The 19052-nt window shown below is 59.8% G+C and carries 19 protein-coding genes, 1 pseudogene and 1 other annotated feature; of the genes and pseudogenes, 9 read left to right on the forward strand and 11 right to left on the reverse strand.

The window, feature by feature from the left end:
- Positions 1-151 precede the first annotated feature (151 nt).
- Complete coding sequence (locus CUR21_RS17640) at positions 152-1051, reverse strand: LysR family transcriptional regulator (RefSeq protein ID WP_198431745.1); 900 nt, start codon at positions 1049-1051, stop codon at positions 152-154.
- Positions 1052-1241: 190 nt separating this feature from the next.
- On the opposite strand from CUR21_RS17640, the gene bla reads away from it, so the two are divergent.
- Positions 1242-2126, forward strand: coding sequence for a class A beta-lactamase (bla, locus tag CUR21_RS17645; RefSeq protein ID WP_100198380.1), 885 nt, complete (start codon positions 1242-1244; stop codon positions 2124-2126).
- A gap of 25 nt (positions 2127-2151) precedes the next feature.
- Here the strand turns inward: bla and CUR21_RS17650 are convergent, their stop codons facing one another.
- The gene (locus CUR21_RS17650; RefSeq protein WP_100198381.1) at positions 2152-3036 is read right to left on the reverse strand and encodes a LysR family transcriptional regulator; all 885 of its coding nucleotides are present in this window, start codon (positions 3034-3036) and stop codon (positions 2152-2154) included.
- 115 nt (positions 3037-3151) lie between these two features.
- Here CUR21_RS17650 and CUR21_RS17655 point away from each other — a divergent pair, with 115 nt between their 5' ends.
- On the forward strand, positions 3152-3874 hold the full coding sequence (locus tag CUR21_RS17655; protein ID WP_100198382.1) for an SDR family oxidoreductase: 723 nt from the start codon (positions 3152-3154) through the stop codon (positions 3872-3874).
- An 8-nt stretch (positions 3875-3882) separates the two neighbouring features.
- Complete coding sequence (locus CUR21_RS17660; protein WP_100198383.1) at positions 3883-4185, forward strand: Atu4866 domain-containing protein; 303 nt, start codon at positions 3883-3885, stop codon at positions 4183-4185.
- A 74-nt stretch (positions 4186-4259) separates the two neighbouring features.
- Here the strand turns inward: CUR21_RS17660 and CUR21_RS17665 are convergent, their stop codons facing one another.
- The gene (locus tag CUR21_RS17665; protein ID WP_100198384.1) at positions 4260-5159 is read right to left on the reverse strand and encodes a LysR substrate-binding domain-containing protein; all 900 of its coding nucleotides are present in this window, start codon (positions 5157-5159) and stop codon (positions 4260-4262) included.
- A 178-nt stretch (positions 5160-5337) separates the two neighbouring features.
- Between CUR21_RS17665 and CUR21_RS17670 the strand changes: the two genes are divergently transcribed.
- A complete protein-coding gene (locus CUR21_RS17670) occupies positions 5338-5964 on the forward strand; it encodes a glutathione S-transferase family protein (RefSeq protein WP_100198385.1) in 627 nt (208 codons plus the stop codon).
- Between the two features lie 122 nt (positions 5965-6086).
- A complete protein-coding gene (locus CUR21_RS17675; RefSeq protein ID WP_232622852.1) occupies positions 6087-7667 on the forward strand; it encodes a pyridoxamine 5'-phosphate oxidase family protein in 1581 nt (526 codons plus the stop codon).
- A gap of 78 nt (positions 7668-7745) precedes the next feature.
- Here CUR21_RS17675 and CUR21_RS17680 read toward each other — a convergent pair whose 3' ends face one another.
- Positions 7746-8735 (reverse strand): aldo/keto reductase, encoded by a 990-nt coding sequence (locus CUR21_RS17680; protein WP_232622853.1) that lies wholly within the window; start codon positions 8733-8735, stop codon positions 7746-7748.
- 83 nt (positions 8736-8818) lie between these two features.
- On the opposite strand from CUR21_RS17680, the gene CUR21_RS17685 reads away from it, so the two are divergent.
- The gene (locus CUR21_RS17685; RefSeq protein WP_100198387.1) at positions 8819-9427 is read left to right on the forward strand and encodes a TetR family transcriptional regulator; all 609 of its coding nucleotides are present in this window, start codon (positions 8819-8821) and stop codon (positions 9425-9427) included.
- Here the strand turns inward: CUR21_RS17685 and CUR21_RS17690 are convergent.
- Positions 9415-10338: a LysR family transcriptional regulator gene (locus tag CUR21_RS17690; RefSeq protein WP_100198388.1), complete on the reverse strand. Its 924-nt coding sequence runs from the start codon at positions 10336-10338 to the stop codon at positions 9415-9417. The two genes, CUR21_RS17685 and CUR21_RS17690, sit on opposite strands and share 13 nt — an antisense overlap.
- Positions 10339-10555: 217 nt before the next feature.
- On the opposite strand from CUR21_RS17690, the gene CUR21_RS17695 reads away from it, so the two are divergent.
- Entirely contained in the window at positions 10556-10963 is a 408-nt protein-coding gene (locus CUR21_RS17695; RefSeq protein WP_100198389.1) for a RidA family protein, read from the forward strand.
- 110 nt (positions 10964-11073) lie between these two features.
- On the opposite strand, the gene CUR21_RS17700 is transcribed toward CUR21_RS17695, so the two are convergent.
- On the reverse strand, positions 11074-11967 hold the full coding sequence (locus CUR21_RS17700) for an SDR family oxidoreductase (RefSeq protein WP_100198390.1): 894 nt from the start codon (positions 11965-11967) through the stop codon (positions 11074-11076).
- A 22-nt stretch (positions 11968-11989) separates the two neighbouring features.
- On the opposite strand from CUR21_RS17700, the gene CUR21_RS17705 reads away from it, so the two are divergent.
- Positions 11990-13015 (forward strand): AraC family transcriptional regulator, encoded by a 1026-nt coding sequence (locus tag CUR21_RS17705; protein WP_198431746.1) that lies wholly within the window; start codon positions 11990-11992, stop codon positions 13013-13015.
- A 29-nt stretch (positions 13016-13044) separates the two neighbouring features.
- Here CUR21_RS17705 and CUR21_RS17710 read toward each other — a convergent pair whose 3' ends face one another.
- The 5 genes and pseudogenes from CUR21_RS17710 to CUR21_RS17730 form a co-directional block, all read right to left on the reverse strand.
- Positions 13045-13509 carry a hypothetical protein gene (locus tag CUR21_RS17710; protein WP_157792056.1) on the reverse strand — a complete coding sequence of 155 codons (465 nt, stop codon included), beginning with the start codon at positions 13507-13509 and terminating at the stop codon, positions 13045-13047.
- A 44-nt stretch (positions 13510-13553) separates the two neighbouring features.
- Positions 13554-13808 carry a helix-turn-helix domain-containing protein gene (locus CUR21_RS19100; protein ID WP_100198393.1) on the reverse strand — a complete coding sequence of 85 codons (255 nt, stop codon included), beginning with the start codon at positions 13806-13808 and terminating at the stop codon, positions 13554-13556.
- A gap of 15 nt (positions 13809-13823) precedes the next feature.
- Positions 13824-13925: a helix-turn-helix domain-containing protein gene (locus CUR21_RS19105; RefSeq protein ID WP_369802550.1), complete on the reverse strand. Its 102-nt coding sequence runs from the start codon at positions 13923-13925 to the stop codon at positions 13824-13826.
- Positions 13926-14312: 387 nt separating this feature from the next.
- Positions 14313-15583 (reverse strand): annotated as a pseudogene (locus tag CUR21_RS17725) (IS3 family transposase).
- Positions 15148-15302, reverse strand: a sequence feature (AL1L pseudoknot). It overlaps the preceding pseudogene by 155 nt.
- A gap of 377 nt (positions 15584-15960) precedes the next feature.
- Positions 15961-16953, reverse strand: coding sequence for a LacI family DNA-binding transcriptional regulator (locus tag CUR21_RS17730; protein WP_100198394.1), 993 nt, complete (start codon positions 16951-16953; stop codon positions 15961-15963).
- Between the two features lie 176 nt (positions 16954-17129).
- On the opposite strand from CUR21_RS17730, the gene CUR21_RS17735 reads away from it, so the two are divergent.
- On the forward strand, positions 17130-19022 hold the full coding sequence (locus CUR21_RS17735; RefSeq protein ID WP_100198395.1) for an ABC transporter substrate-binding protein: 1893 nt from the start codon (positions 17130-17132) through the stop codon (positions 19020-19022).
- The last annotated feature ends 30 nt before the right edge of the window (positions 19023-19052 follow it).

The raw sequence follows: 19052 nt of genomic DNA on the forward strand, positions 1-19052 counted from the left end.
TTAGTGACAGAAAATGCAAGGCGTCGGCGGGACTGTCGCCAGACCGGACCTCAAGCCCAAGAAAGCAGGACAGCAACGCATTGGAATCACGCTGATTTTTGGAAAGAGCGCAAAATCATGGCAGACCGCCGATGCGGCACAAGCGGCCAGATCAGCCTCGCCAGTCCGTCATCCGGGGATCATCGGTTGCCGACATGCCCCGCAGCCACCGCGCGAAATCGACCATCGCGGGGCTTTGGGGGCGGTCTGCTGGCCATGTCAGAAAATAGCCCCCGACCGACAAGACGGTTGAGAACGGCTGAACCAGCCGCCGTTCCGCAATGCGGCGCGAGAACATGCCCACAGGAAGGAGCGCAACCCCAACGCCTTCGGACGCGACATCCGCCATCGCGAGCGAGGAATCAAACATCGGTCCCGTCAGAGGCGGACAGGATGTGCCGACCTCTGCAAACCAGCGGGGCCATTCATCCCCACGATAGCTGCGCAGCAGAACTTCGCGTTTCAGGTTTTCCGGCGTCTCCAGATATTCGGCAATAGATGGCGCGCAGAGCGGTGTGAGCGGAGCGTCCAGCAACAGTTCTGACTCGACCCCCGTCCAAGAGCCGGTCCCATAGCGGATCGCCATATCAAGCCCTTCTCGCAGGATCTCGACACGGTTGTTGTTTGTGGACAGGCGCAGGTCAATTGACGGATAGCTCTGCCGGAACTCTGGCAACCGCGGCAACAGCCACCCGACGGCAAAGGTGGTGACAACGCCGATCTTCAGCGTCTCGATATGACGATGCCCGGTGATCCGGTCGAGCGTGCGCGCCATCGCGTCAAACCCGTGTTCCAGCACGGGATAGAGCGCCTTTCCCTCATCAGTCGGCACCAATCCGCCGGAGGCGCGCACGAACAGGGCCACGCCAAGCCGATCTTCAAGCCGTGCGATCTGATGGCTGACGGCGGCTTGGGTGACGCGCAACTCTATGGCAGCGCGGGTAAAACTGCCTTGCCGATACGCGGCTTCAAAGACACGCAGGCCGTTCAAAGGCAGGTCTGGGCGATCCATGGGCATTACTCCAGCTAATGCCAAGGGTGATACTTTGTCGTTTGATGGCCGTAAAGTCGCAGGCTAGAGGCAGCCCCGCGACATTAACTGATGCCCTGTGTGCTTCAACCGATGATGGCCCTGCGCCTCGCCCGGCCGGATGCGGGGCGAAGGACGCATATAGCGCCATCCCCAAAATGAGGACGACCCTATGTTGACCAAAGCCGCCAAGCTGCCCTTTCTGGCTGCCGGGCTTGCGCTGGGACTGCTGACAGCCGCCCCCGCCATGGCCCAAAACCCGGAGGACCGTCTTGCCGCGACCATCGAACGCATCGAACGCGATCTCGACGCCCGCGTCGGAGTGGTGATCCGCGACAGCGGTTCGGCATGGTCGCTAGGCCACCGCGCCGATGAACGGTTTCTGATGAACAGCACCTTCAAGACCATGCTCTGTGGTGCGGTGTTGCGCCGTGTGGATGACGGTGTCCTTTCGCTCGACGAAGACATCGCGATCAGGGACAGCGATCTTCTTGACTATGCCCCTGTCACCGAAACGATGGTGGGAAAATCCATGAGCATCGGTGAGCTTTGCTTTGCCGCGCTGGATATGAGCGACAATACGGCAACCAACCTGCTGATTGACCGGATCGGCGGACCGCAAAGCGTGACCGCGTTCCTGCGGGACATTGGCGATCCGGTCAGCCGGCTGGACCGTCGCGAGCCCGACGTGAACAATTTTGCACCCGGCGACCCGCGCGACACGACCACCCCGGATGCGATGGCCTTGACCATGGACGCCTTGCTGAACAAAGACGCCCTGACAGCAGAGTCGCGCGCGCGGCTGGTCGATTGGATGAGCGCCGGGGGCGTCACGGGTGCCCTGATCCGGGCCAGCACGCCAGAGGGCTGGCAGGTGGCGGACAGATCGGGAAGCGGGGACTTCAACCGCAACATCGCCGCCATGGTCACTCCACCGGGCAAAGCGCCCTATTTCATTTCCATCTTTCTGTCAGATGCCGATGCCGACTTTGCCACCCGCAACGCCGCAGTCATCGCCCTGTCAGAGGCGGTGATGCAGGTTGTGACAAACCGTTGACGGCACCGGGACAGCGCTGCGCGGATCACTCTGCGCGGCGCCACTGGCGAATGTGATCGATCAACGCCCGCAGCTTGGGCGCCATGTGCTTGCGCTGCGGGAAATACAGAAAGAACCCGGAAAACGGCGGAAGATACTCGGTCAGCAGCGGGACCAGTGCGCCAGAGGCAAAATGCTCGCGCATGCAATCGCGCGGCGCAAAGGTGATGCCGCCATCCGCCAAGGCGACCCGCAACATCAGCCGCAGGTCGTTGGTCGTGACTTGCGGATCAACCATCACGTCAAAGGGCTTGCCATCCTCTTCGAATTCCCATCGCCACGGCGCGCTGTCGGGCGCAGGACGCCAGCCGATGCAGCGATGCTGCAGCAGATCCCTTGGATGCACCGGCACACCATGCACCGCGACATAGCCGGGTGACGCTGCCGCCACTTCGGTTTGCGGGCCACTGACCGGCACGGCGATCATGTCTTGCTCGATCACCTCGCCCAGCCGGACACCGGCATCATAGCCGCGTTCGACAATATCGAACTCATCGTCCGTCACCGTCACGTCAACGGTGATCTTTGGATAGGCCTGCGCAAATCCGGCGAGCAAGGGGCCGGACAGGAAATCTTCGGCAATGGATGTGACCGCCAGCCGCAGCTTGCCACTGGGTGTGTCGGCATTCACCTCGAGCGCGTCCTGCACCGCCGCCATGGGCGCGCGCAAACTGTCCACCAGCCGCTCTCCGGCTTCGGTCAGGCGCACCGCCCGCGTCGTGCGCATGACGATTTGCAGCCCCAGCCTGTCTTCAAGACGGCGGATCCCTTGGCTGACAGCGGATCGCGTCACACCAAGCCTGTCTGCCGCGCTGCGAAAGTTCCGCTCTTCTGCGACGGCAAGCAGGAGTGGCAGCAAGTTCAGGTCCATCCGATTGCCCCATTGTCCAGCATGACTAACCAGCCAGTCCAATATCGGGCCAATACCGTTTACAGTCACGGTCGTCCATCTTGCTTTGCACCATCAGGTTGAAAAGGAGACAGCGATGGACAAAGTCATTCTGATTACCGGAGCGTCCAGCGGGATAGGGGAAGGCATCGCCCGCGAACTTGCAGCAAGGGGGGCAAAGGTGTTGATGGGCGCGCGCCGCACCGAACGGCTTGACGCCATTGCGGCGGCCCTGCGCGCAGGGGGCGCAGAGGTTGCCACCCACGCCCTTGACGTCACAGACCGTGCCGCGGTGCAAGGCTTCGCGCAGACCGCCCTCGACCTTTGGGGGCGCATTGATGTGTTGGTGAACAACGCCGGGGTCATGCCGCTGTCCCCGATGTCCGCGCTTCAGTTCGAGGAATGGGAGCGGATGGTGGACGTCAACATCAAGGGCGTCCTGTGGGGAATAGGCGCTGTATTGCCCGCGATGGAACGGCAAGGCAGCGGCCAGATCATCAACATCGGGTCGATCGGAGCCTTGCAGGCGGTGCCGACCGCCGCCGTCTACTGCGGCACGAAATTCGCCGTTCGCGCGATATCGGACGCGCTGCGCCAAGAAAGCAGCCGCATTCGGGTCACCTGTGTCAATCCCGGTGTGGTGGAAAGCGAGTTGGCGCACAGCATCACCCATGATGCGACGCGCAAGTTGATCGCGGATTATCGCGCGATTGCCCTGCAACCTGCCGATATCGCGCGCGCCGTGCGTCAGTTGATCGACGCCCCACCCGGCGTGGACACGACAGAAATCACCATTCGCCCGACAGCATCCGCAAACTGAGGCCCATCATGGAGAAAACGATCATGCTTACCGCCGCACTTTTGGCCATTGGCGCAGAGTTTGGCCAAAGCGCCACGCCCCATCCTTATGTCGGAATGTGGGTCACCGAAGATGGCCGTATCCGGCATGAACTTTTGCCCAATGGCCGTTATGTCGAGGCCCGTGGCAACCGCGAGCGCGCCTATGAAGGCCGCTATGAAATCACCGGAACCCATATCAACTACTGGGACGATACCGGCTTTACCGCTGACGGTGAATTTGTCGAACCAGATGTGCTGCACCATGCCGGGATGATCTTATACCGGAAGTGATCGGCGCAGCGCGCGCCAGCGCTTTGACTGCACCCCCCCGGGTCGGCCCCTTGATAGGGGCCGACCCGATCTTGTCATGGGTTCAGGACGGGCAGGGCCCGCAACCTGTCACGGGCAAAATCCACGAAGCGACGCAGTTTTGCCGATACCCGCCGCCCCTCTTGATGGACCAGATGCACGGGCATGCGGTCTGGTTCATGGGCGTCCAGCACGGTTTGGAGGGTGCCAAGCCGAAGATCCGGGTCAATCTGATAGGACAAGGCCCGGGTCAGACCCCAATCGCTGCGCGCCAGTTCCAGCGCGGCACCGACACTGGACACAAAGAGCCGGGGTTTCAGGCGCACCCGCTCTGGCTGATTCCGGCCAAAGCGCCAGTCGATGCCGTGGCTGGTGCCACCGATCGCGATGATCTTGTGGTTCACAAGATCAGCAGGTGTCTGCGGCACACCACGCGCCGCGAGATAGTTTGGCGATCCACAGACGACACGACGCACCTCTCCCACGCGCAGCGCGATCAATCCCGAGGATGGCAGATCGTCGATGCGCAGGGCCACGTCTATGCCTTCCTCTGCCAGATTGACGATCCGATCAACCGTCAGCAACTCTGCTGTCACGTCTGGATAGCTGTCCAGAAAATCTGCAAGGATTGGTGCAACGAAGCTGCGCCCAAACTCAACGGGCGCGGTAATCCGCAAATGCCCGGCGGGACGCACCGCCATGCCCGATGCCAGATCGTCAGCGGCCTGCAGATCGGCGAGGATGCCGCGCACCTCTTCCAGATAGTCCCGCCCGACATCAGTCAGCCGGACAACGCGCGTTGTGCGGATCAAAAGCCGTGCACCAAGGTGGTCTTCAAGCGCAGTCACACCCCGGGTGACAGTGGGTGGGCTGAGCCCTGTCGCCCGTGCCGCACCGGCAAAGCTTCCAGTCTCGGCGACGGCGACGAAGAGTGTCAGCATCTGTATCCGGTCCATGGCATCATTCCGTATTGCGAAAGAGTGAATTCCAAACGTGCGGTATTCTTTCCAAACATCAATGGAAATAGCTCTGGATCACCGGATGGGTGCCGCCGAAGGGCACAACCCACCCCACTGATCACCCCATGCGCCAAAGCTGCTTGCGGCTATGGCCGTCAGGAAAAGGACTGAACCCATGCGCCCTGCCATCACGCTTTACCGCCACCCCAAATCGGGTCACTGCCACCGCGTCGAGTTGATGCTGAGCTTTCTGGCGCTGCCCTATGACACCGTTGATCTTGATATGGCAAACGCGGCCCACAAGGCGCAGGACTTTCTTGCCATCAGCCCCTTTGGTCTGGTGCCTGCGATCCGTGACGATGGGTTTTGCCTGTCTGACAGCAACGCGATCCTTGTGTATCTGGTGCAGACTTACGCAAAAGACCTGCACTGGATGCCCCAAGAGCCCCGGCACAGCGCCGAGGTGCAAAGATGGCTGACGGTGGCCGCTGACAATATCTTTGCCGGTCCCTGTGCCGCGCGTCTGGTCAAGGTCTTTGGCACCAATCACGACCATGCGGCTGCGGTTGCCAAGGCGCATGACCTTTTCAAGGTGATGGACGCGCATCTGGCCACGCGTGACTGGCTGGCCAGCAGCACGATCACGATCGCCGATGTGGCGTGCTACAGCTATATCGCTCACGCCCCAGAAGGCGGCGTTGACCTTGCGCCCTATCCCAATCTTCGCGCGTGGCTGGCGCGGATCGAGGCACAGCCAAACTTCAAGCCGATGGCCCCATCATCGATTCCGGCCCTGACATGAAAAGCGTCGATTCTATGGGTCAGACCGTGCCAACTCTGCGTGCAGACAGGGTCCAAACCGAACGTCCCACCCCCTTTCACGAAGGCGAGCGAGTCGCACAGATGCGGGCGGGCGTAGGAGATATGACCGCGCAGGGCGGCGGCTTCATCCGTGACCACCTTCCTGAACAGCACCGGGCCTTTCACAGCAGATTGCCTTTTCTGGTGGCCTCGGGTGCGGATGCGTCGGGTCATGTCTGGGTGACGATTCTTGAAGGCGCGGAGGGTTTTGTGTCATCGCCCGATCCGCAGCACCTTGGCCTTGAGACCCGACTGGCAAAGGATGACCCGCTGGCAGATCCTTTTCAGGTCGGTGCCGATATCGGTTTTCTTGGGATTGATCTTGCCACACGCCGCCGCAATCGGTTCAACGGCCGGGTTCAGCAATCCGGGACCGGATATTTGGTAGACATCCGGCAGACCTTTGGAAACTGCCCCCAATACATCAATCCGCGCACTGTCACGCGGGGGGATGACACGCCCGGAAAAACACAACGGTCAGACTCGTTGACGCCCGCCCAAATGGCCCGCATCGCGGCTGCCGATACGCTGTTCATCGGCAGTGGCCACCCCAAAGCGGCGGGGCGTGCGGGCGGATATGACGCCAGCCACCGCGGCGGCGCTGCGGGCTTTGTTCGCGTTGACACAGCGCGCCGCCTGTTGATGCCCGATTATGCGGGCAATAATTTCTTCAACACGATTGGCAATCTGATCGCTGACCCGCACGTGGGCCTGCTGTTTGTGGACTTTGCGACAGGCGGGCTGCTGCACCTGACCGGGCGGGCAAGGATCGATTGGGCACCGAACATCGCAGCCGACCCTGATGCCTTGCGGTGGATTGACGTCGAGATTGAGGCTGTGGTGGACCGACCAGCGGCCATCTCTTTGCGCTGGACCGCTGCGGACGACTCGGCACGGCAACTGAGGATTGCACAGAAGCAGCGTGAAAGTGACGACATCACCTCTTTTTATCTGGTCGCCGCAGATGGCCGCCCGCTTGATCCGTTCAAGGCAGGCCAGCATCTAAGCGTGGGCGTTCAAATTCCCGGGCAGCAGGGCCTTGCAAAACGCGCCTATTCGCTGTCTGGCCCACCGGATAGGCGGGGATATTACAGGATCAGCGTCAAGCGTGAGGACAAGGGGCGTGTGTCGCGGCATCTGCATGACCGCAGCGCCGAAGGCAGCCTAGTCTGGGTGACGGGGCCCGCTGGCGACTTTGTGGCACCGGAGGGTGATGCCCCGCTGGTATTGGTCAGTGCGGGCGTCGGCGTGACGCCGATGCTGTCAATCCTCTGGGCCAACGCTGGCTGCAGCCTGCGGGATATCTGGTTCGTGCACGGCACGCAAAACGGCACAACGCATGCGTTCAAGGCCGAGCAGAACAGGCTTCTGGCCAACGCTCCAAGACGCCACAGACAGGTCTTTTACAGCCAACCACAATCGACCGACCGCCTCGGCGACGATTATGATGCAGCCGGACGGATCACTGCCGCAGATTTACTTGCCTTGGGCGCAGGCCCAACTGCGCAGTATATGCTGTGCGGGCCTGCGATGTTTCAGTCCGATCTTCAGCGCGGCCTTGAAGCGGGTGGCGTCCGCCCCGACCAGATCTTTCAGGAAAGCTTTGGGCCCGAGAACCAAAAGGTATTTCCGCCAGACGGCTGATCATGTGCGAGCGGTATCTGCTCTGTCGTTGAGGGCCTTGCCAGCCGTGAAGTGGCGCCCGTCATCGACACCCTAAGGTTACGTCCATTGCGGCATGAAGGCTTCGGGATAGCGTGCGCCAAATCCACCGGACGGCAGGATGCGCGCAATCTCTGCCAGATCATCGGCTGACAGTTCGACATGCGCAGCGCCGACATTTTCATCAAGCCGCGCGATGCTGCGTGTGCCCGGAATTGGCACGATGTGATCGCCTTGTGCCAAAAGCCAAGCCAGCGCCAGTTGAGAGACCTTGATGCCGCGCGCTTGCGCCAAAAGGGTCAGTTGCCGAACGGCTTCAACATTCTGTTCAAAAGCCCCGGGCTGCCAGCGCGGATCAAAGCTGCGCATGTCGCTTTTGTCATAGTCCGCCGCGGGCTTTGCCGACCCGGTCAGGAAACCACGGCCAAGCGGCGAATAGGGAACAAACCCGATGCCCAACTCGCTCAGCACAGGAAACACCGCTTCCACATCGCGTTCGAACAGCGAATATTCGGTTTGCAGCATCGCGACAGGCTGAACCGCATGCGCGCGCCGGATCGTTTCTGGCCCGGCCTCGCTCAGCCCGAAGTGGCCAACTTTCCCGGCGTCGATAAGATCTTTTACCGTGCCTGCGACGTCTTCGATTGGCACTTCGGGATCAACGCGGTGCTGATAAAGGACATCAACATATTCCACCCCAAGACAGCGCAAGCTGTTGTCCAAAACCTTGCGGATATGCTCCGGTCGGCTGTTATAGCCATAATCGCGCGTCCAGCCGAATTTTGTGGCGATCACCACATCCTCCCGCACGGGGGCAAGCGCTTTGCCAACGATGCGTTCATTATCGCCCCAGCCATAGAGCTCTGCCGTGTCAAAAAAGGTCACGCCAATCGCGTGGGCGTGCCTGATCGTTTTGACACCATCGTTGGTGCGATCCGACCCGTAAAAGTCAGTAATGCCCATGGCGCCATATCCGATTGCTGACACCACGGGGCCATTCCGGCCAAGCCTGCGACGTGGCAAGGCGGTTTTGTCCTGATCTTGGACCACGGTTGTCTCCTTTTCGAAACTGGCCTATTTTGGCATTGCGATAACTATTTGGCACTGAGTGCCATAATGTGCATGGAGTGTCAATGCCCGGAGAATCTGCGGTTCCTTCCCGCGCGCTTGGAAAAATCAAGGCGGATGCAGTCGCTGCCTCCATTTCCGCGACCGCGCTTGTGCTGTTTGACGAAAAGGGCTTTGACGCTGTGACCGCAGACGAGATTGCGTCTGCCTCCGGGATCTCTCGGCGAAGCTTGTTTCGCTATTTTGCGACAAAGGAAGACATCGTCGTCGCGGGCCACGCCGCTTACGGAGCCAGAATTGTTGACAGGGTAAAAGCCCGACCGACAGACGAAGATGTCTGGACCTCGTTGCGGCGGGGGTATGATGTGCTTGTCGAAGGTGTCGAAAGCGACCCAATCGCCGCGGCCAGAACCATGCGGGTCGTCAACAGCACAGCAAGCCTGCGCGCGCATACCTTGGAAAAGCATGCTGCTTGGGCTGTTGATCTTGTGCCTGAAATCGCCCGTCGCCTTGGCGACGCAAAGGCACGCCGACTGGAGGCAGATGCGCTGACGCACGCGTCTTTTGCCTGCCTTGATGTGGCACTTGCGCATTTCACCTTTGCCCCGGGCACATCGTTTCGCGACAAGCTAGACGAAGCGTTTGGCGCTCTGCGTCCGGGTCATGCGCGCTGATCATGCCTTTGGGCAGAGCGGCGCAACTCTGCCGTCAGGTGGTCAATAAAGGCGCGAACCCGGGGATCAACCAAGCGCCGGCTGGGGAAAAGGCAAACCACTTTGACCTGGCCGGTCTCCATGTCCGGAAACAGATGAACCAAGCGCCGCGCCGCCAGATCTTCGTCGATCAGAAAAGACGGCAGCAACGCGATCCCAAGCCCCGCGCTTACAGCGTTGTAAATCGCTTCGGCGCTGTTCATCCGCAATCTGGCGGCCGTTGGCAGCCTCTCGCGCGTGGCGCCTGCACTTTGCCCGAACCACTCTTGGGTTCGGGTGCCGCTGCGAAACAGAAGGCAATCGTGTTGGCTCAAGCTCTCTGGGTGGGAAGGATAGCCCCGACGTTCAAGATAGGACGGGGCCGCGCAAATCCGCACCGGATAGTCCGCAATCACCCGCGACACGATGCCAGCAGGGGCGCTTTCGCCGCCAATCCGCACCGCCAGATCAAAGCCTTCCTCCACAAGGTCAACAAGCCGATCCGAAACATCAATGTCGATGCGAACGTCAGGCCATTTTTCCAGATAGCGCGCGACAAGCGGCATGATGATCTTTCGACCAAAGGCATCTGGAACACTCAGGCGCAGCAATCCCTGTGGGATGCCAGAGGGCGTGGCAACGCTTGCTTCCGCCTGATCAATCGCTTCAAGGATCGCCCGCCCGCTGTCCCGAAACCGCTCGCCCTCTGATGTCAGACTAAGCGCCCGCGATGTCCGATGCATCAGCCTGACACCAAGCCGCGCCTCCAGCCGCGCAACGGCTTTGCTGGCGGCTGATCCGGTCAGGCCCAAGGCCTCCCCCCCACGCGCAAAGCTTCCCGCCTCAGCGACAGCCATGAAAATGATGATTTCATTCAGGCTCTTGCCCGTCACACTGTCTGCTCCGCTGTGATGCTGTTGGCTTTGGCAGCTCGCTGATCTGATGGTCAAGCTATCTGCTCGTTGCACACTCTGTCCAGAACGGGCCCGGCCCGTCGCCACGATCAATGACGCCCAGTCATCGCTGGGCGGACATCGCTTCCACGCCGGATCGCTTATCTAGTGCTGGTCACGCGACGGTTGTCGTTGCCGCAAAAGGAGCCAGATCACCATGACCAGACCACTCACGCGCCTGAACCCGCCAGACTTGTGGGATTCGACCCAGAACCACCACTCACAAGGAACTCTTGTCGAGGCAGAGCGGCTGGCCTTTTTCTCGGGCCAGATCGCCGCGCGAAGTGGAAACGCCCTCGTGCCCGCTTCTTTGTTGGAGCAAACCGAGATCGTTTGCAGCAACCTGCGGCTTTGCCTTGACAGTATTGGCGCAACCTCTGCCGATATCGTCAGCCTGCGGGCCTATATTGTCGATTGGGGCCCCGAGAAGGCCGCAGAGGTATTCCCGCCCCTTCTGGCTTTTCTTGGCGATGCCATGCCGTCGATGACAGGCATCGGCGTCAGTGCGCTTTTCTCTCCAGACCTGAAGATCGAGATCGAAATGATCGCCCGCGCGCCGAAATAGGCGCAGGCTGCCCCTGTCTGAACCCGTCAGGGCCGGCAGTTTCCTGCACTGTTATAGGTGACGGAAACTGCCACACCTGCGCCTGCACCCGCGCGGCTTTATGCGGCGTCTCAGGTGCCAAAGTAATGTGGCGCACTCAGGTCTGAAAGCAGAGTCGTCCCGCGTGGTGCCCAACCCAACTGCGCTTGTGTCCAATCACTGCTTGCCGGACAGTCAGCCGAGGCGAACCCAGTGAACCAGCCAAAATGGCTGGCGGCGTCCTCTTTGGTCAAAGACCGGACCGGCAGCCCCAGACCCTTGCCAATGGCAACGGCAATGTCGCGAAAGGTGACCCCCTGCTCTGCGACACCGTGGTAGGTGGCACCCGCCACGCTCCGTTCCAAAGCCAGACGAAACAGGCTCGCCGCATCTGGCCGTGAGATCGCAGCCCAACGGTTTGATCCATCTTCGATGAAAGCTGAAAAGCCCTTTTGTCGGGCAATCGAAATCAGCATCGGCACAAACCCATGATCGCCCCGACCATGAACTGACGGCGCCAACCGCACGACCGATGCATGGCCCCCGATTGCGCAAACCGATGCGGCCGCCTGTTCTGTCCGGCGCGGATAGGCTTCGGACGGTGCAGGCCCGCCATCTGCCTCAGTTGCCAACCGACCATTGGCGACAAAGGCGACACTGGCCGCAACGACCAAGGGCTTGCCCGACGGGGCCAGTGCGCGCCCCATCGCCTCGATCGCACGGGCATCTACCTCACACATGTCGGCAAAGCGGCTGAAGTCATGGATGAAACCTGTATGGATGACGCCATCTGCGGCCTCCGCTCCGGCCACAAGGCTCTCAACATCCCGAAGATCGCCGCGATGCGCGACGCCCCCCGCCGCCGTCACCTGCCGGGCTGCTTCATCCGATCTTGCCAATCCCAAGAACTGATGACCCGAAGCCAACAGGTCGGCCACCAGTGCCGCCCCCACAAAGCCGGTCGCTCCCGTCACAAATACCTTCATCTTCTTGCTCCGATCCTCTGTCTTGGGCGGTCACCTTGCCACCACCCGACAAAGACTAAGAGCTGGCATTCAGACGATCTATGCGGCAAACTCCAAAAAACCTTCTCTATCATCCAAAGGTCGCGCAATGGACCCGCTGTCATCCGTGGTCGCCCTTTTGCGACCGCGCAATTACCTCTCTGCTGGCTTTGAAGCGGGCGGAGACTGGGCAGTTCATTTTCCCGCGCAGCCGAACGGGATCAAAACGGGCGCGATCGCGGCTGGAAACTGCTGGTTGATGGTGGAGGGAGAAAGCCACCCTCACCAACTCTTTGCAGGCGATTGTTTCTTGCTGCCGCGCGGCCGCGCCTTCCGATTGGCGAGCGATCTTGGCACAGCACCAGTGAACGCCGATCAGGTGTTCAAGGCTTTGCCCGACAGTGGCATTACAGTCCTGAATGCACCAACCGACTTTTCGATCATCAGCAACCGATTTGTTCTGACGCAGGATTACGCCACCCTTCTAGAGCGCCTTTTGCCCGCAGTCGTGATCGTTCGCGCGGCGCAGAACCATGGCACCCTCTCGGAAGACATCCGGCAGATGCTTGTGGAATTGCGCAACCGCCTGCCGGGCACAGATCTGATCATTGAACATCTAGCGCAGAAGATGCTGGTTCAGACGCTTCGGGCTTTTCTGCTTCAGGGCGCCAGTGAAACCGGATGGATTTTTGCCCTTGCTGACCGACGGATCAGCACGGCACTGAACCAGATGCACGATCATCCCGCGCGCCGGTGGACTGTCGAGGAGCTTGCCACCATCTGCGGCATGTCGCGGTCTGGCTTTGCGGCACGGTTCAAGACACTCGTCGGCGTTGCACCCTTAGCCTACCTGACCCATTGGCGCATGACGCTGGCGGGAGATCGTCTTCGCCGGACCACAGATCCCCTCAGCACCATCGCTCTGGGCGTTGGATATGAGTCAGAGGCAGCGTTTAGCACTGCGTTCAAAAAGACGATGGGATATGCACCGCGGGACTATGCGAAACGTGCAGTGCATCTGGGAACCTGAAAGGGTTTGTCAGATCCCGCAAGTTGAGCTTACGCGTCGGCCTTCGGCCCCAACCGCGAAACCTGCCAGGCGCCGCGATGCCCCTTTTGGAAATGCGCTGCCGCCAACTGCAACCTGCTTTGCGGCCATGATTTCGGTGCGTCTATCAGCAGCAATCCGGCAATCCCGAAGCCGAACTCGTCAAGGTCACGAAGCCTTGCCTTCGTTGTCATGTTCACGGCCGGCGCAAGCCGCACAGTGTTATCTGCTACGGTCATCGCATGACGGGTAAAGTCTCTCGGGCGCGACCAAGGCGGGTTGGTGATGATCCAGTCAACCGGCCGCTTCCACTCAAGAAAATCACGTCCATCCGCCAGCTCGCACCAATCATGGCTGAGGTTTGCTGGAAACTGATCAAAAAACGCCCCTTGGCCACGCGCGGGACCCAAGATGCTGCCATAAAGCTGTTCCGAAAACTGAGTTATGATGGCGGCGGCCAACGGCGCCGGTGTCATGACCAAATCCCGTGCTGGCGCATTTGGCGCGGGAACAAGACCGCTCATCCGCACATCAACTTGTTGCGCAGCAATTCACGAACACCAAGGACGGTCAAAACCGCCGACAGAATGGAGACGCTGCCCGAGAGGTGCTTTTCAAGGGCGATGATGGTTGGGCGTGAGCACCCTGCCCTCTCGGCCAAGATTGCCTGACTAAGCCCCCTCTTCCGACGCATTGCAGCAAGAAGTGCAGCCAGATCCTGATCCAACCGCGCCCAACCCCAGCGAAGGCCAAGCACTCCCATGCAGCGGCGCATTGTTAGAAGATTTCCTTAGCCCCGCTCCAAGGCCCTTAGCGTAGGGATGCTGATACCGATTTCTTTGGCAAGATCACCCTGCGTCATGCCTCGGGAACGGCGAATTTGTGCAATCAGGGGATTAAAAGCATGTAAGAATTTCTTGCTATTGCAGGGCCAACTTTACAAAGGAATATTGACAGCTAGACGCAAATGAAAGGCCGCTCGCGGCCTATAGCGGACTGTCATTCCACCGCGCACGTTACACCGAAGCGGCCATCCGAGCGCCGCGTAGTGTAAGAAGGCAGCCTTTTCTCGGACTTTCATGCAAAGTGCAGCTCGCGATAGGACACTGGTCCGGCTATCAGGTGTCCTTGCCCGACTTGGCAGACGTTCCCGGCGGATCTGGAGACTTGCGCGCTCAGCTAGCTGACGCGAGAAATGGGAGCGGCATGAACCGCGCCGGGTTTGCCGGAGGCTGATTTTAGTTAGTTACGCGGCCAAGGTCTCACTTGCCAGAGCCTCTTAGAAGTCGGCCTCGGCTTCTGCGGGCAGGATGTTCCCTATGGCTCGAGAAGACGGCGGTTGTTGAACCAGTCCACCCATTCGAGCGTCGCGTATTCCACGGCTTCCAAGCTGCGCCATGGGCCACGGCGGTGGATGACCTCCGCCTTGAACAGGCCATTGATCGTCTCGACCAAGGCGTTGTCGTAACTGTCTCCGACCCTGCCCACCGAGGGTTCGATACCGGCCTCCGCCAAGCGCTCAGTGTAGCGAATAGACAGGTATTGCGAGCCCCTGTCGCTGTGGTGAACCAGCCCCATGCCCTTTCCCGGGCGGCGATCATGCACCGCCTGTTCCAGGGCATCGAGAACGAACCCCGCATGCGCCGATGTGCTGACGCGCCAGCCAACGATCTTGCGAGCATAGGCATCGATGATCGAGCCATGGGAACGCCACTGGTCCGAGTGACCTTGGCGAGGGGCGACATAGACGAAACCGTTCCAGGTGGCGACATAGGTGAAATCCGACACCCACAGCATGTTCGGGGCCGGAACGCGGAACTGGCGGTTCTCTTTGTCCAGCGGACAGGGGGCTTTCTTGTCCGGGATCGTCGTTCTGTGCGGCTTGCCGCGGATAATGTCTTGAATACCCATACTCTTCATCAGCCGCGCGACAGTGCAGCGGGCCACATCGAAACCCTCACGGCGAAGCTGCCGCCAGACCTTCGGACGCCGTAGATCCGCCAGTTCTGCTCGAACACACGCCTTATCTCAGGGCGTAGCGCCTCATCCCTGCGCGCACGGTCCGACCGCCGGGCGGGATCAGCCCGCCTGGCTAGATGATCGTAATAGGTGGAGGGGGCAATCGGCAGAACGCTGCAGATCGGCCTTGTCCATCGGGCTCGGACCGATGGCGCCGCGATGGCCAAGCCCCGTGCGCATTCCGATGCGCATCAATAACGCCCACAATCACTTCGACCGGCGGTCGAGTTCCGCCATCGCAAAATACGCTGACGCCTTGCGAAGGATCTCGTTCGCTTGGCGCAGCTCACGATTCTCGCGTTCCAGTGCCTTCACGCGGTCGGCCATCTCGGCCGGAATACCCGCCCGCTTGCCGCTATCAACCTCAGGCTTCTTGACCCAATCGTTCAAGGTCTGCGGCACGCAGCCGATCTTCGCCGAAATCGACATGACCGCATGCCACCGCGATCCATGCTGCCCCTCATTGTCGAGGACCAGCCGCACAGCGCGCTCGCGCACTTCAGGGGAAAACTTGTTCGTGGTCTTGCTCATGATGCTCCATCCTACTCAGGAGTTGAGCCTCCGGCAAACCCGGCGCGGTTCAATAAATCAGGCCTTTGATAGTTTCATTGGCAGGATTTGCCAACTGTTTCGCGATTTCGCGCGAATTCGTCCCGTTACACAGCTCCAAACAGGTGGGACTGCAATAATGACGACAAGGCAATCTTGCTGTGCGTCAGAGCAGCCTATCTTGACTCCTTAGACGTAAGTCCAATGGAGACTTAGCAATTCGCAACGCGCTTCCGCTCAGCTCTCAAAGTGCAAAACCTGCTACGACTTGCCATTCTGTCCTTCCGGAATCTCTCCCCCAAAGCAACGGGCAGGATACTGACCACGGCCCTCGGCGAAGCCATAACGCTGAACCGCGATTATCTTTGCTGCGGTGCAGGCCCGGCAGAGCCGCGTTCTATCAAAATATTGGGCACAAACATGCGAAGAGGCGCAAACTCGACGTCCGGGTTGCGCAACCGCGCATCGAGGCGCCTGAGAGCGTTACGCCCAATTTCCGAGGCACGGATTTTCATGGTGGTCAGCTGGGGGCTGACTTGTGTTGCCGCGCTGAAATCGCCGAACCCGACCACCGATACATCGCGCGGAATACGCCATCCGCGTGCCAAGATATCAGTATACGCGGTGATCGCCATTCCGTCATGACCGCAAAAGAACCCGGTTGGTCGGCCGCCTGCCGCAAGGATCTGGTCAAGCCCGTCGGAAAAACTCTTGTCTCCACCCCAGGTGAGATCATAGCAAGTCAATCCGCGCGTGGACGCTGCAAACTCTTGCAGCCCATGCCAGCGTTCCCGACGGCCACGCAAATCTATATCGCCGTGAACAAAGACAATCTCGCGGTGGCCAAGATCGAACAAATAGCGTCCGGCAGCGACGCCCGCTTCACGGTCGGTGCCGCCCACATGATCCACTTGTTCGAGAGGCTCCAGCCACCCTGCGCGCACAACGGGTTTGCCGCTGGCAAGAATTTGCGCCAAGGCCGCCTTGTCCTGAATGTTGACAGAAAAGATCCCGGCACACCCTTCGACGAACCTTGCCAGACTGCGTGCGTCCGAGGCCCAATGCGCATGAATTGTATAGCCGAGCCGAGCTGCCTCGCTTTGTAAGCCATTTTGGATCTGAATGTTCATTTCGCCGTTAACCGGATCTTCGCTGGCAAACACCGCGCCGATTGTGCTGGTCTGAACAACAGGCGGCTGATCTGGACGGGCATAGCCAAGGCGCTCTGCCACCGCGATGACGCGGGCCCGGGTCTCTTCGCTGACCCCCACCTTGCCGGTCAACGCGCGTGAGACGGCAAACTTTGAAAGTCCCGTTGCTTCAGCGATGATTCGCAGCGTGATCTTGCTCATCTTCCACCTCTTCTAGTGCTGCGGCGCGGCGCACTGGCCACAAGTTTCTTGAATAACAAGTTGCTACGCGTTTGCTGACGCAGAAACTATTATTTTACATAACGCTTTACCTAACAGTGTGTCTCAATCGATCCTGAATGGGAACTGGAAAGCGGTTTCGTTCTGGGAGGAACAGCATGAATAGGATCGGGAGACGCGGCTTCATTGTATCGACTACTGCACTCGCAGGGGTCGCATTGTGTGGATTTCCAGTTTTTGCGCAGAGCGGAGACCTTCCCGCACTTGATAAAAGACTGCCAAAAAATCCTTTGATTATAACGCCTACGGATCGCCCAGGCGTTCAGGGAGGCACATGGAACCATGCACTTGTCGGCGGTGGTTCACTGTCGATGCTGATCCGATATCAATCCTATGAACCGCTGGTGCGCTTCAACCCAGAATGGACAGGAATCGAACCTAACGTTGCTGAAAGCTATGAGGTGAACGAGGATTCCACAGTTTATACTTTCAAGCTTCGCGAGGGGCACAAATGGTCTGATGGCCAGCCCTTCACGACAGAAGACATTCGGTTTTGGTACGAGGATATTTTTACTGATCCCGAAGGCGGATCAACCAATGGCCAAAGCTTTTGGCAAGCAAACGGCCAGATCGGTGCACTGGAAATCGTCGACGAAACCACATTTCGCGTCGTGTTTGCCGCGCCCAACGGCTTTTTTGCGCAAGGCCTTGCTTGGGCAAATCAGGACCAACTGACCCGTGCGCCAGCCCACTATCTCAAGCAGTTTCATATCCGCTACAACCCCGAGGCAAACGCCCTTGCACAGGCGCAAGGGTTCGAAGGCTGGGGTGCGCTCTTCGCCCGTGAGCATGGTTTGGCCGAAGACAACGTGCACTTTCAGAACTCCAATCGCCCGACGTTGAATGCATGGATGTTCACAAGCGCCCCCGGCGAAGACACCGAACGGGCCATTGCAGTCCGCAACCCCTTTTACTTCAAGGTTGATACTGCGGGCACGCAACTGCCTTACTTCGACCGTGTGGTCTATCAGATGGTCGCCGACCCTGAGGTTTTGCTTCTCAAGACCTTGCAGGGTGAAATCGACATGATGGATCAGTATATCGCGACGCCGACGAACAAGCCTGTTCTGTTCGACGGGCAGCAAACCGGCGACTATCGCTTCTATACCCTGCGTGAAACGGCGGCCAATGTGATGGTGTTCTGCCTCAACCTCAATCACACCGATGACGTCAAGAATGCGCTCTTCAACACGCTGGAGTTTCGTCAGGCCTTGTCACTGGCGATCAACCGGCAGGATCTGATCGATGCAGTGTTCGTGGGACAAGGCGCGCCCGCGCAACCCTCGATCATCGAAGGGGATCCGCTTTACAACGAGCGGCTGGCCACGCAGTTCACTGAATATGACCCGGTTCGCGCCAACGAGATGCTGGACGCGATTGTGCCAAACCGGGACAGTGCGGGGTTCCGGCTTGACCCGGCGGGGCGGCGGCTGTCGATCATCTTCGAGATCGACCAGACCCGGACCACCTTTGTCGACATGTTCGAACTTGCCCTTCCGATGTTCGAGGCCGTGGGCATCGCGGCGCAGATGCGAACCATGGATCGCTCGCTGTGGGAAACTCGGGTGCGAAACGGGCGCGAATTTGACGCGTCGGCGCACCAGTTCGGGGCAAACTCAGGCATCGCGGCCATGCTGGATCCGCGCTATTTCATCCCGTTCAGCAGCAACTCGATCTATGCACCAGGCTGGGCTCTTTACTTCACTGCACCCGAAAATCCGGATGCGATCGAACCACCTCAGGCGATTAAAGACCAACAGAACCGCTATCGCGAACTTCTGGCAACCGGCGACCCTGTCGAGCAGCAGGTCAAGATGGCCGAAATCCTTGAAGTGGCCGCCGACCAGATGCTTGTCTTCGGTGTGTCGCTGCCGGCCGACGGGTATGGGGTGGTCAAGAACAACATGGTCAATACCATGGATGTGATGCCCAACAGCTTTGGCTGGCCAACACCGGGGCCGTCACGGCCAGAGCAGTTCTTCAAGACTTAGCGCGCGGGTCAGTGGTTTGGATGGCGCGCA

The sequence above is a fragment of the Pseudorhodobacter sp. MZDSW-24AT genome, from assembly GCF_002794355.1.
Lineage (GTDB): Bacteria > Pseudomonadota > Alphaproteobacteria > Rhodobacterales > Rhodobacteraceae > Pseudotabrizicola.

What these genes read in the sequence shown, in the direction of transcription:
- CUR21_RS17640 (WP_198431745.1), bottom strand. Translation starts at nt 1,051, where the DNA reads ATGGATCGCCCAGACCTGCCTTTGAACGGCCTGCGTGTCTTTGAAGCC.
- bla (WP_100198380.1), top strand. Translation starts at nt 1,242, where the DNA reads ATGTTGACCAAAGCCGCCAAGCTGCCCTTTCTGGCTGCCGGGCTTGCG.
- CUR21_RS17650 (WP_100198381.1), bottom strand. Translation starts at nt 3,036, where the DNA reads ATGGACCTGAACTTGCTGCCACTCCTGCTTGCCGTCGCAGAAGAGCGG.
- CUR21_RS17655 (WP_100198382.1), top strand. Translation starts at nt 3,152, where the DNA reads ATGGACAAAGTCATTCTGATTACCGGAGCGTCCAGCGGGATAGGGGAA.
- CUR21_RS17660 (WP_100198383.1), top strand. Translation starts at nt 3,883, where the DNA reads ATGGAGAAAACGATCATGCTTACCGCCGCACTTTTGGCCATTGGCGCA.
- CUR21_RS17665 (WP_100198384.1), bottom strand. Translation starts at nt 5,159, where the DNA reads ATGGACCGGATACAGATGCTGACACTCTTCGTCGCCGTCGCCGAGACT.
- CUR21_RS17670 (WP_100198385.1), top strand. Translation starts at nt 5,338, where the DNA reads ATGCGCCCTGCCATCACGCTTTACCGCCACCCCAAATCGGGTCACTGC.
- CUR21_RS17675 (WP_232622852.1), top strand. Translation starts at nt 6,087, where the DNA reads ATGACCGCGCAGGGCGGCGGCTTCATCCGTGACCACCTTCCTGAACAG.
- CUR21_RS17685 (WP_100198387.1), top strand. Translation starts at nt 8,819, where the DNA reads ATGCCCGGAGAATCTGCGGTTCCTTCCCGCGCGCTTGGAAAAATCAAG.
- CUR21_RS17695 (WP_100198389.1), top strand. Translation starts at nt 10,556, where the DNA reads ATGACCAGACCACTCACGCGCCTGAACCCGCCAGACTTGTGGGATTCG.
- CUR21_RS17700 (WP_100198390.1), bottom strand. Translation starts at nt 11,967, where the DNA reads ATGAAGGTATTTGTGACGGGAGCGACCGGCTTTGTGGGGGCGGCACTG.
- CUR21_RS17710 (WP_157792056.1), bottom strand. Translation starts at nt 13,509, where the DNA reads ATGACACCGGCGCCGTTGGCCGCCGCCATCATAACTCAGTTTTCGGAA.
- CUR21_RS19100 (WP_100198393.1), bottom strand. Translation starts at nt 13,808, where the DNA reads ATGCGCCGCTGCATGGGAGTGCTTGGCCTTCGCTGGGGTTGGGCGCGG.
- CUR21_RS17730 (WP_100198394.1), bottom strand. Translation starts at nt 16,953, where the DNA reads ATGAGCAAGATCACGCTGCGAATCATCGCTGAAGCAACGGGACTTTCA.
- CUR21_RS17735 (WP_100198395.1), top strand. Translation starts at nt 17,130, where the DNA reads ATGAATAGGATCGGGAGACGCGGCTTCATTGTATCGACTACTGCACTC.